Origin of the sequence: Streptomyces boncukensis (genome assembly GCF_011045075.1) — a bacterium.
GTDB lineage: Bacteria > Actinomycetota > Actinomycetes > Streptomycetales > Streptomycetaceae > Streptomyces > Streptomyces boncukensis.
Window position 1 is genome coordinate 1 of the sequence record NZ_JAAKZZ010000202.1, and the last position, 12,180, is coordinate 12,180.

At 74.5% G+C, this 12,180-nt stretch carries 7 protein-coding genes; 4 read left to right on the forward strand and 3 right to left on the reverse strand.

All coding sequences use genetic code 11. The features are described 5' to 3' along the window. The first annotated feature begins 331 nt into the window (after positions 1-331). Entirely contained in the window at positions 332-1,828 is a 1,497-nt protein-coding gene (locus tag G5C65_RS19490; RefSeq protein WP_165300160.1) for a DNA-binding protein NsdB, read from the forward strand. A 64-nt stretch (positions 1,829-1,892) separates the two neighbouring features. Here the strand turns inward: G5C65_RS19490 and G5C65_RS19495 are convergent, their stop codons facing one another. Further along, positions 1,893-3,386 (reverse strand): PP2C family protein-serine/threonine phosphatase, encoded by a 1,494-nt coding sequence (locus G5C65_RS19495; RefSeq protein WP_165300161.1) that lies wholly within the window; start codon positions 3,384-3,386, stop codon positions 1,893-1,895. A 327-nt stretch (positions 3,387-3,713) separates the two neighbouring features. On the opposite strand from G5C65_RS19495, the gene G5C65_RS19500 reads away from it, so the two are divergent. Beyond that, positions 3,714-5,186 carry a HEAT repeat domain-containing protein gene (locus tag G5C65_RS19500; protein WP_165300162.1) on the forward strand — a complete coding sequence of 491 codons (1,473 nt, stop codon included), beginning with the start codon at positions 3,714-3,716 and terminating at the stop codon, positions 5,184-5,186. A gap of 52 nt (positions 5,187-5,238) precedes the next feature. Next, entirely contained in the window at positions 5,239-8,838 is a 3,600-nt protein-coding gene (locus tag G5C65_RS19505; RefSeq protein WP_165300163.1) for a hydantoinase B/oxoprolinase family protein, read from the forward strand. 6 nt (positions 8,839-8,844) lie between these two features. Here G5C65_RS19505 and G5C65_RS19510 read toward each other — a convergent pair whose 3' ends face one another. Both G5C65_RS19510 and G5C65_RS19515 read right to left on the reverse strand, forming a co-directional pair. Continuing rightward, on the reverse strand, positions 8,845-9,639 hold the full coding sequence (locus G5C65_RS19510) for a putative hydro-lyase (RefSeq protein WP_165300164.1): 795 nt from the start codon (positions 9,637-9,639) through the stop codon (positions 8,845-8,847). Positions 9,640-9,759: 120 nt separating this feature from the next. Continuing rightward, on the reverse strand, positions 9,760-11,052 hold the full coding sequence (locus G5C65_RS19515) for an MFS transporter (protein ID WP_165300165.1): 1,293 nt from the start codon (positions 11,050-11,052) through the stop codon (positions 9,760-9,762). A 228-nt stretch (positions 11,053-11,280) separates the two neighbouring features. Here G5C65_RS19515 and G5C65_RS19520 point away from each other — a divergent pair, with 228 nt between their 5' ends. Then, entirely contained in the window at positions 11,281-12,030 is a 750-nt protein-coding gene (locus G5C65_RS19520) for an FCD domain-containing protein (RefSeq protein ID WP_165300166.1), read from the forward strand. The last annotated feature ends 150 nt before the right edge of the window (positions 12,031-12,180 follow it).

Here is a 12,180-nt window from a genome sequence, read left to right on the forward strand (position 1 = left end):
GCCCTGCTGTACGGCTGGGGGGCGCGCGGCCGGGGTGGCGCGGACACGGGGGCCGTTGCTGGGTACATGGGCGAGCAGGATCCCTTCGTGCGCCGACGGTTGACAGCGCCCCCGGCCCGGACCGCCGACCTGTGCACCCTGGGGAATGCTGGTCGGCGAGAATGTTCCCTGATACCGCTCGGGCCCGGCCGGGCCGGGGTGGCGCGTTCCTACAGGACACCCGCGCGCGGGTGGCACACCATCTGGCGAACCCTGGCGAACCCTGGCGAATGCTCGCCGCGCCGTTGTGGGGAAGTTACTGTCAACTCAGCCGAGAACCTGGGGGCTTGACGTGACCAAGGGACCCAACGCACGTCTCGCGGACCTCTTCGGCCTCGCCGGCTGGTCCAAGGGCGAACTCGCCCGGCTTGTGAACCGGCAGGCGGCGGCCATGGGGCACCCGCAACTGGCGACGGACACCTCGCGTGTCCGGCGTTGGATCGACACGGGGGAGACCCCGCGTGACCCGGTACCGAAGGTGCTGGCAGCCCTGTTCACCGAGCGACTCGGCCGTGTCGTGACCATCGAGGACCTCGGGTTCAGCGGGCCAGGGCAGGCGGGGACGAGGCAGTCCGCCGAAGGACTGCCGCTGCCGCCCGGCCAGGTCGCCGCGGTCCTCACCGAATTCACGGGAATGGACCTCATGCTCAACCGACGCGGCTTGGTGGGCGCGGGCGCCGCGCTCGCCGCAGGATCGGCACTCAGCAGTGCCATGCACGACTGGCTCCGTACGGAGGCCGGCCCGGCTGCCGGCTCCGGCGGCTCCGCCTCGGCGGCCGGCCTCCCCCACCTGGACCAGGCTGCCTTCGACCGCTATGAAGCGGCGCCCGTGGGCGCCGAGGAGATCGACGCGCTGGAGCGCTCCGTCGAGGTGTTCCGCGCCTGGGACGCGGCGCGCGGCGGCGGTCTCCAGCGCAAGGCGGTTGTGGGCCAGCTCAACGAGGTGGGCGGCATGCTCGCCTACCGCCACCCCGAGGTGCTCCAGAAGCGGCTGTGGGGCGTCGCGGCGAACCTCTCCGTGCTCGCCGGGTGGATGTCCCACGACGTGGGCATGGAGCCCACAGCGCAGAAGTACTTCGTGATCGCGGCGCACGCCGCCCGCGAGGGCGGCGACCGGCCGCGCGCCGGCGAGGCGCTCTCCCGCGCGGCGCGCCAGATGGTGCACCTGGGGCGGCCGGACGAAGCACTCGATCTGATGAAACTCGCCCGGTCGGGCGCCGGCGAGCAGGCCCTGCCGCGCACCCGCGCCATGCTGCACACCATCGAGGCGTGGGCCCAGGCGTCCATGGGCCGCGGCCAGGCCATGCGCCGTACGCTCGGCCAGGCCGAGGAGCTGTTCGCCGGGGACCGGGGCGAGGACCCGCCCACCTGGATGCAGATGTTCGACGAGGCGGATCTGCACGGGATGCAGGCGCTCGCCTTCCGCACCCTCGCGGAGCACGAGCCCGCCGCGGCCAAGACGGCCGAGAAGCACGCCAGGCGGGCCCTCGCGCTGCGCGGCGGGGGCCATCAGCGCTCGCAGATCTTCGACTACATCTCCATGGCCTCCGCGTGCTTCATCGGCGACGATCCCGAGCAGGCGGACCGGTACGCGCGGCTGGCCCTGCTCACCATCAACGAGAACTCCTCCCACCGCACCTGGGACCGGCTCCGTGAGATGTACCGGCTCACCGGGCACTACGCGGGCTTCCCCAAGATCAAGGACCTGCGTGCGGAGATCCAGGAGGCCCTGCCCAGAGCACCGAAACCGGCACGGGCGAGGGATGTGAAGGGCATCAGGTCGATCTGACGACCGGCATCCGGCCGCCGTCACCGGCCCTTGGTGTGACGCGGGCTCATGGGGTGACGCGGGCTCACGGGGTGACGCGGACGATGAGCACACATGCGTCGTCCTCGCGGTCCCGGCCGCCGAACTCCTCGGCGACGGCGCGCACGCACTCCTGTGCCGTCCGCGCGTCCGCGAACCGGGGGGCGAGGCCCAGCAGGCGCTCCGTGCCGGAGGGGGGCTCGCTTCCCTGCGCCCGTGCGCCCAGCTGGGCGCTGCGCGGCGCGAGCCCGTCGGTGTGCAGCACCAGCAGGTCGCCGGGCTCCAGGCGCTCGGTGCGCTGCCCGTACGCCGCGCCGGTGGTCACGCCGAGCAGCACCCCCTCGGGCCGCTCCAGCACGTGCCCGGTGCCGCCGCGGAAGAGCAGCGGCGCCGGATGCCCGGCCTGGGACCAGGTGAGGGTCCGCTCACGGGGGGCGTAGCGGCAGCAGACGGCGCTGCCCAGCGCCGGCTGCGCCGCCGAGTCCAGCAGCTGGTTGAGGTGGCCCATCAGCGCCCCCGGCGCCACCCCCGCGACGGCCATGCCGCGCACCGCGCCGAGCAGCATCGCCATCCCCGAGGTGGCCGCCACGCCGTGGCCGGTGAGGTCGCCCGCCGTCAGCAGGGTGGCGCCGTCGGGTAGCTCCAGCGCGTCGTACCAGTCCCCGCCGATCAGGGCGCTGGTGGCCGAGGGCAGATAGCGCGCGGCCAGATCCAGCGCCCCCGTGGCGGAGGTGTCGCCGTGCGGGAACCGCAGGGAGCCGCGCCACGGGGGGAGCACGGTTTCCTGCAGCTCGACCGCGAGCCTGCGCTCGGTCTGCGCGAGATGCCGCTCGCGCTCCAGCGAGTCACGGGTCTCGCTGAGGGCGCGTTCGCTGCGGCGCAGCTCGCTCACGTCCCGGAGCACGGCCCACATGGAGGCGGTCCCGCCCTGGTCGTCGAGCACGGGCTCGCCCACCATGTGCAGGGTCCGCACGCCGCCGTCCGGGCGGAGGATGCGGAACTCCTGGTCGATCGGCCGGCCGTCCACCAGGCAGTCGGTGACGGCGGAGGCCAGCAGCGGCTGGTCCTCGGCGACCACCCAGGAGGGCAGCTCGTCCAGCGACAGCGGCCCGTCGGCGTCGGTCCTGCCGAAGATGCCGTACAGCTCGGCGGACCACGAGACCTCGTCGGTGAGCAGGTTCCAGTCGGCGCTGCCCACGCGGCCCACCAGGGAGGACGGCGCGGCCACGGTGCCGTACGCCGCGGCGGGGGCGCCCTCGGGACAGCGCTCCCGCTCGCCCGGCCCTTCGGCGGGGCGGCCCTCGCGCAGCTGGTCGAGGTGGCCGCCGAGGTCGTCGAGCTGGTGCACGGCGAGCTCGCACAGCGCGCGCTGCCAGCGCTGCTGGGGGTCGAAGGCGTCGTCGTCCGTCTCGTGCGCCGTGCCCTGGCGCACCGCGTCGACCCCGCCGCGCAGTCTGCGGGCCTGGCTGATGAGGGCGTCGAGCGCCCCGTGCTCGGGGCGGGGCGCGGCGGAGCGGTCCGCATGGAGGTGAGACGGCATGGAGGTCTCCGATACGGGTGAGGGCCGGTTACGACTTTCGCACAGCCTGCGACCCTGCGTAAGGGATTTCGCCATACACGATCCGGTGGTGCGCCCGGCATATGCTGATGGCCTCTTGGCCGGGCAATACGGGCAGTCGGCGCGGATCAGACGGCACGCCCCTGCGGACTCTGCGGAACGGATTCCTCCGGGTAGGCTCCAGCTCTTGACCGCTCCCCTGGCTCCGGGGGTAGAACCCAGGAGGAGAACCGCGCGGTCACCGGCAAGAATGGCTGGCAGCGGAAATCCCGTTGCCAGTCGAACACCCCGCACCGGATGCTGACACTTATGTTCGTCGATTCAGGCATAGCGCCCAGCGGCACCCTGCTCGGCCTCCTTCAGCGAGGCCGGGGTGACGGGACGCTGCACGCCCTCGCGGCACCGCGCGCGGAGGCGCTCAGCGCGTTGTGGCACTGCGTGCTGCACGACCCCAGGCGCGACTGGCAGATCGAGGACCGCTCGCTGTACTACGCACGCCTCCACCGCGAACTGGACGCCGGACTCGACGCCATCGAGCGCCATCTCTTCGCCCCGGAAGACCTGCTGTGCGCCCCCGACGAGGCCGCGGTCCGCACCGGCCTGGCCCTCTCCGTCCTCGGCCACCTCGCCTCCTACGGCACCGCCTCCGGCGCCACCGCCGGTGAGCCCGCGCTCCGTCTGCTGCGCCGGTACGCCACCGCGGGCGCCAACTGGCAGTGGGCGCTGGACGAGCTCGCCGTGCGCGACGACGACGCCGGACTGCGCCCGCTCGGCCCCGCCGTCCTCGCCCGCTTCCCGCGGACCCCGGAGGGGGAGGCCGAGCTGGCCGCCGCCGCGCGCGACGCGTTCGAGCCCCGCCCGTGGCGGCTGTGGGCCGAGGACCCGGCCCATCCGGAGCAGGCCGAACGGCTGCGCAGAGTGCGCGAGCACCGCTCCTTCGACCGCTGGCAGCGCCAGCTCCGCGGCAGCGGACCGCGCCCCGGCTGGAGCGTCCGCGAAGTCCTCGACTGGGCCCAGGAGGGGTACGAGCAGCACCCGCCGCAGCACCGCGTGTCCGCGGCGGCGCGCTGCCTGTCCGCCGTCGCCGGCGTCGAGGAGCGCGCCGAGCTGCTTGAGGCCGCGCGCGGCCCGCGCACGGCGGCCCGCGCCGCGGCCCTGCGGCACCTGGCGGACCGGGAGGACCCCGGTGTGCTGGACCTCATCGAGGAGGCCGCAGGCGACCCGTCCCCCGACGTGGCCTCCGCCGCGCTCTCCTCCCTCGCCCGGATGCGCGGCACGGTGGCGCTGGCGCGCGCCCGGCGGTGGGCCGCACGGCCCGGGGACACGCTGCCCGAGGGGCTCGTCGCCACCGCCGCCGAGATGCTCGCCTGCCACGGCGGCCCGCAGGACGCCGACGCCGTGCTGGCCGCGCTGCGCCGCACCGTCCGGCTGCACGGCCCCGACGCCGACGGCCTGTGGGCGCTCGTCGACGGGGCCGGACGCCTCAGCATCGTCTGCGCGGCGCCCGTGCTGCGGCACATCTACCGCGAGACCGCCTCCTCCCAGCTGCGCGGCCGGACCGCACGCGCCCTCGCCGCCACCGACCCGTCCTTCGGCGCGGGCTTCGCCATCGAGTGCCTGTGGGACTGCGAGGAGTCCACCCGCGAGGTCGCGGCGCAGCACGCTGCGACGGGCGACGACCGCGTGGTCGAACGGCTGCGCAGGCTCGCCGCCGACCCCGCCGAGGAGGCCGGGGTGCAAAGCGCCGTGCGCGGCCGGCTCAGGCCCGGACCCGGCCGCTGACCCGCGCGGCCGTGCGGGGCCCGTGCCCCCGGCGCCCTGTCACCATGAGGGGATGAGCGACCGCTGGGAATTCTGGATCGACCGGGGCGGCACCTTCACCGATATCGTCGGCAAACGCCCCGACGGCACCCTCGTCACCGACAAGCTCCTCTCCCACGACCCCGCACACCCCGGCCGGGACGCCGCCGTCACCGGTATCCGCCGCCTGCTGGGCACCCCGCCGCAGGCGCCCGTTCCCGCCGACCGCATCGACGCGGTGAAGATGGGCACCACCGTCGCCACCAACGCCCTGCTGGAGCGCCGGGGCGAGCCCACGGTACTGCTCACCACCCGCGGCTTCCGGGACGCCCTGCGCATCGCCTACCAGAACCGCCCCCGCATCTTCGACCGCCGGATCCTGCTGCCCGAGGTGCTCCACGACCGCGTCATCGAGGTGCCCGAGCGCACCGGCGTGGACGGCGGGACCGTGCTGCCGCTCGACGAGGAGGCGACGGCCGAGGCGCTGCGCTCGGCGCACCGGGACGGCTTCCGCAGCGCGGCCGTCGTCCTGCTGCACGCCTACCGGCACCCCGCGCACGAGCGCGACGTCGCCCGCCTCGCGCGCGAGGCGGGGTTCACCCAGGTGAGCTGCTCGCACGAGGTCAGCCCGCTCATCAAGCTCGTGCCGCGCGGCGACACCACCGTCGTGGACGCGTATCTGTCGCCCGTGCTGCGCCGCTATGTCGACCAGGTCGCCAAGGAACTGCGCGGAGTGCGGCTGATGTTCATGCAGTCCAACGGCGGGCTGCGGGAGGCGGGCCACTTCCGCGGCAAGGACGCGGTGCTCTCCGGTCCGGCGGGCGGCGTCGTGGGCATGGCCCGCAGCTGCGCCGAGGTGGGCCACGAGCGCGTCATCGGCTTCGACATGGGCGGCACCTCCACCGATGTCTCGCACTACGCGGGCGCGCTGGAGCGGGTCTTCGGCACCCATGTCGCGGGCGTGCGGATGCGCGCCCCGATGATGGACATCCACACCGTCGCCGCGGGCGGCGGTTCCGTGCTGCGCTACGACGGCGCCCGCTACCGCACCGGCCCCGACTCCGCGGGCGCCGTCCCCGGCCCCGCCTGCTACCGGCGCGGCGGCCCGCTGACCGTCACCGACGCCAACGTGATGCTGGGCCGGATCCAGCCCGCCCACTTTCCCGCCGTCTTCGGGGACAGCGGCGACCAGCCGCTCGATACCGCGGCCGTACGGGACGGCTTCGCGCGGCTCGCCGCGCGTACCGCCGACGGGCGCGCCCCCGAGCAGGTCGCCGCCGGGTTCCTGGAGATCGCCGTGCTCAACATGGCGAACGCCGTCAAGAAGATCTCCGTCCAGCGGGGCCACGACGTCACCCGGTACGCCCTGGCCACCTTCGGCGGTGCGGGCGGCCAGCACGCCTGCGCGGTCGCCGACGCGCTCGGTATCGGCACCGTCGTCGTGCCCCCGCTCGCCGGGGTGCTCTCGGCGTACGGCATCGGCGTCGCGGACGCCACCGCGCTGCGCGAGCAGTCCGTGGAGCGCGAGCTGTCCGCGGCCGAGCTCCCCGGCGTACGCGAGCTGTGCGGGCGGCTGGAGCGGCAGACCCGCGAAGAGCTGCGCGCCGACGGCATCCCGGAGGACGCCGTGCGCACCGAGGCCCGCCTCCAGCTGCGGTACGCGGGGACGGACGCGACGCTGACCGTCCCGCTGGCGGACCCGGACGCGATGGCCGCCGCCTTCGCGGAGCTGCACCGCGCCCGGTACGGGTTCGTCATGGACAAGCCCCTGGTCGTCGCCACGGCCGTGGCCGAGGCGACCGGCCGGGCCGGGCCGGTGTCCGCGGACGCCGGGCCCGCGGGGCCGGTCGGCACCGAACCGGCCGACCGGGTGCGGATGTTCACCGGCGGGCGCTGGGCGGACACACCGCTGTACCGGCGCGAGGCGCTGCCGCCGGGGCACGCCGTCCAGGGGCCGGCCATCGTCGCCGAGGCGGACGCCACCACCGTCGTCGACCCCGGCTGGCAGGCGGCCGCCGACCCGCGCGGCCATCTGATGCTCACCCGGGTGCGCCCCCGGGCCGCCGCCGGCGCGGTCGGCACCGAGGTCGACCCGGTCCGGCTGGAGGTGTTCAACAATCTCTTCATGGCCATCGCCGAACAGATGGGCGTGCGCCTGGAGAACACCGCGCACTCCGTCAACATCAAGGAGCGGCTGGACTTCTCCTGCGCCCTGTTCGACCCGGACGGCAACCTCATCGCCAACGCCCCGCACATCCCCGTCCACCTCGGCTCGATGGGCGAGTCCATCAAGGAGGTGCTGCGCCGCAACGCGGGGACCATGCGCCCCGGTGACGTGTACGCGATCAACGACCCGTACCACGGCGGCACCCACCTGCCGGACGTCACCGTCGTCACCCCGGTCTTCGACCGGGACGGCGAGGGCCTGCGCTTCCTGGTCGCCTCCCGGGGGCACCACGCCGAGATCGGCGGGCTGACCCCCGGCTCCATGCCGGCGTTCAGCCGGACCGTCGAGGAGGAGGGCGTGCTCTTCGACAACTGGCTGCTGGTCCGCGGCGGCGTGCTGCGCGAGGCCGAGACCCGGGAGCTGCTCACCTCGGCGCGCTACCCCTCCCGCGACCCGGACACCAACCTCGCCGATCTGCGCGCCCAGATCGCCGCCAACGAGAAGGGCATCGCCGAGCTGCACCGGATGACCGAGGAGTTCGGCCTGGACGTCGTCCTGGCCTATATGCGCCATGTGCAGGACAACGCCGAGGAGTCCGTGCGCCGCATCATCGCCACCCTCGACGACGGCGCGTACGCGTACGAGACCGACAGCGGCGCCGTCATCCGGCTCGCCGTCACCGTCGACCGCGCCCGCCGCACGGCCGTCCTCGACTTCACCGGCACCTCGGCGCAGCGCGACGACAATCTCAACGCGCCCAGCTCCGTGGTGATGGCCGCCGTGCTGTACGTCTTCCGCACCCTGGTGGCCGACGACATCCCGCTCAACAGCGGCTGCCTGACCCCGCTGGACGTGCGCATCCCCGAGGGCTCGATGCTGGCCCCCGCCTACCCGGCCGCCACCGTCGCGGGCAATGTGGAGACCTCCCAGGCCGTCACCGGCGCCCTCTACGCCGCGCTCGGCGTCCAGGCCGAGGGCTCCGGCACCATGAACAACGTCACCTTCGGCAACGACCGCGTGCAGTACTACGAGACGGTCGCCAGCGGCGCGGGCGCGGGGGACGGCTTCGACGGCGCCGACGCCGTGCAGACCCATATGACCAACTCCCGCCTCACCGACCCCGAGGTCCTCGAATTCCGCTACCCGGTGCGCGTCGAGGACTTCCGGGTGCGCCGGGGCAGCGGCGGCGCGGGGCGCTGGAAGGGCGGCGACGGCGTGGTGCGCCGCCTGCGCTTCCTGGAGCCGGTGACGGTCGCGCTGCTCTCCGGGCACCGGCGGATCGCCCCGTACGGCATGGCGGGCGGGCGGCCGGGGGCGCTCGGCGGGAACGCGATCGAACGCGCGGACGGCGGCACCGAGGAGCTCGCGGGCCGGGACGTGGCCGACATCGGCACGGACGACGTCCTGGTCGTCCGCACCCCGGGCGGCGGTGGTTACGGCCCGCCGCCCGACGGCGCGGACGGGTGAGAGGGCTCAGGGGCCCGGGTGCGTCCCGTCCCGCAGATCGGTGATCAGCATGTGCCCGGGGGCGTGGGTGACGGCGAACGGGGGGCGTGAGGCCATCAGCGCGGTCTGCGTGGTGACCCCGCAGGCCCAGAAGACCGGCACGTCCCCCGGCGCCGGCCGGACGGCGTCGCCGAAGTCCGGGCAGGACAGCGCCCGGATCCCCAGCGCCGCGGGGTCGCCCGTGTGCAGCGGGCAGCCGTGCGCGGTGGCCATCCCGCGGGTCGCCGCGCGGGCCGCGGGCACCAGGTCCCGCGGCACCGGCCGCATCGAGACGACGAGCGGCCCGCTGAGGCGCCCCGCGGGCCGGCAGGGCCGGTTCGTCACGTACATCGGCACATTGCGGCCCTGCTCGACATGGCGCAGCGGGATCCCGGCCGCTGCCAGCCGCGTCTCGAAGGTGAAGCTGCAGCCGAGCAGGAAGGCCACCAGATCGTCCCGCCAGTGGGCGGTCACCTCGGCGGGCTCGGCGACGAGCCCGCCGTCCCGCCACACCCGGTAGCGGGGCAGGTCGGTGCGCAGGTCGGCGCCGGCCGCCAGACGCGTCGCCGGGCTCCCCGCCTCGGTGATGTCGAGTACGGGGCACGCCTGGCGGTTGTACGCGCAGAACAGCGACAGGTCCTGGGCCCAGTCGGCCGGCACGGCGATGAGGTTCGCCTGCACATGCCCCGGGGCCAGGCCGGCGGTCGTCTCCGACTCCCCGGCGCGGAACCGGGCACGGGCCACGGCCGCGCCGTCGGCCGCCGCGGATGCGGTGATGGTCATGGGGGCACCCCCTGGTGCGATGGTCTGTCGGTCTGTCGGTCTGTCGGTACAGCGGTCTGTCGGTAAGGCGGTCTGTGGGTACGGCGGTCTGTCGGTACGGCGGTCCGGTTCGCGGGCTCCTCACGGGAGTTCGGTGCCGCGGGTCTCCGGGAGCCCGGTGAGCGCGGCGGCGGCGATGGCGTAGGCGAGCGCGGCGAACACCAGCGCCCCGCCCACGCCCCAGCTGTCCGCGAGCACGCCCACCAGCGCCGGGAAGCAGGCGCCGACGCCGCGCCCGACGTTGTAGGTGAAGCCCTGGCCGGCGCCGCGGACCGCCGTCGGATACAGCTCGGCGAGGAAGGAGCCGAAGCCGCTGAAGATGGCGGACATGCAGAAGCCGAGCGGGAACCCCAGCGCGAGCAGCAGCCCGTCGGCCCCGGACGGGACCCGGGTGTAGGCCACGACGCAGACCGCGGACAGCGCCGCGAACAGCGCGATGGTCCGCTTGCGGCCCAGCCGGTCGGTGAGCAGGCCGCCGGTGAGGTAGCCGGCGAAGGCGCCGGAGATCTGGGTGGCCAGGAAGCCGCCCGTGGTCACCACCGTGTAGCCCCGCTCGTCCTCCAGGTAGTTGGGGATCCAGGTGGCCAGTGTGTAGTAGCCGCCCTGGACGCCGGTCGCCAGCAGCGAGGCGAACAGCGTCGTCCGCAGCAGCGCGGGCCGGAAGATCGCCGTGATCGAGCCGGTGACGGTCTTCTCGGCGCCCTCCGCGCGGCGCCGGGCCGCCTCGGGCGCGTCCTGGACGCTCCTGCGGACGTAGAACACGAGCAGCGCGGGGAGGGCTCCGGTGAAGAACATCACCCGCCAGGCCAGGTCGTCGTCGAGCAGTCCGAAGACCAGCGTGTAGACGAGCACCGCCAGTCCCCAGCCGACCGCCCACGCGCTCTGCACGGCGGCGAGCGTGCGGCCCCGGTGCCGGGCCGAGGCGTACTCCGCGACCAGGATCGCGCCGACCGCCCACTCGCCCCCGAAGCCGAGCCCCTGCAGGCCGCGGAAGACCAGCAGCGTCCCGTAGTCGGGTGCGAAGCCGCACGCCACCGTGAACAGCGCGTAGGTGGCCACGGTGACGACCAGCGCGCGCACCCGGCCGATCCGGTCGGCGAGCACCCCGGCGACCGCGCCGCCGACCGCGGAGACGACCAGCGTGACGGTGGCCAGCATCCCGGTCTGCCCGCTGCTGAGGTTGAAGTACGCCGCGATGGCGGTCGCGCCCAGCGGCAGCGCGTAGAAGTCGTACGAGTCGAGGCCGTAGCCGCCGAACGCGCCGGCGAAGGCGCGCCGTCCGCGGGGGCCGAGCGCGCGGAGCCAGGCGAGCGCTCCGCCGTCCTGGTCCTGGATCTCGCCGCCGGGGAGGCGGGGCGTGTGGGGCGTACTCATGGCACCTCGCAGACGTCGGGTGCGGTACGGGCGGGAGGGCGCGGTGCGCCCAACGCGCGGGCAGCGGTGGTGACTTGGGAAGCCGCCGAGGTTTTCCACAACGTAGAGGATCGTTGAACAATCCTGCAATCCCCATGTTGTCGGATTCTTCGATGTGCGGTTCACTTCAGCCAGCACCGGCCGACGGGCGGCGACAAGTTCACAGGGGGAGTAGGGAGAGCGGGCGCCGTGGACACCAACGACAACGCGCTGGCGGGGCTGGCGGGACTGGCGGACGACCGCGTGCTGCTGGGGCGCACCAGCACCGCCGAGCGGGTCGCCGACATCCTGCGCACCCGGATCACCGAGGGGGCCTTCGGTCCGGGCGCCCGGCTCTCGGAGGAGGAGATCTGCGGCGCCCTGCGCATCTCGCGCAACACGCTGCGCGAGACCTTCCGGCTGCTGACCCATGAGCGGCTGGTGGTCCACCGGCTGAACCGGGGAGTCTTCGTGCGGGTGCTGACCGTCGAGGACCTGGAGGACATCTACCGCGTCCGCTCCCTGATCGAGTGCGCGGCGCTGCGCGCCCTGGGCGCGCCGCCGTATCCGCTGGACGCCCTGCGGCAGGCCGTCGACGCCGGAGCGCGGGCCGCGGCCGAGGCCCGCTGGCGCGACCTCGGCACCGCCAACATCCGCTTCCACCAGGGCATCGTGGAGCTCGCGTGCAGCCCCCGCACCGACGCGCTGATGCGCGGCATCCTGGCCGAACTCCGCCTGGCCTTCCATGTGATGGACGACCCGCGCCGCTTCCACGAGCCCTACCTCGGCCGCAACCGGCGGATCCTGGACACCCTCGCCGCCGGCGACGCGCCCGCCGCCGAGCGGCTCCTCGCCGCGTATCTGGCGGACTCCCGCCGCCAGCTCGCCGAGGGCTACGCGGCCGGTGTCGCGCGCGTGCGGCACCGGCCCGTGCCGCACGCGCGCGACGGGCTTCGGTAACCTGGACCTGCGACGCGTGCGGCTGTGCACGGCCGGGTGCGGGCAGCTGTGGCGTGTCCCGCTTGTGCCGCTTCGTCCGTTGTCAGTGGGACCGCTTAGTGTGTCCGTCGTGACTGAGCAGAGCGCGACGACCGCGCCCCCGGCCAGGCC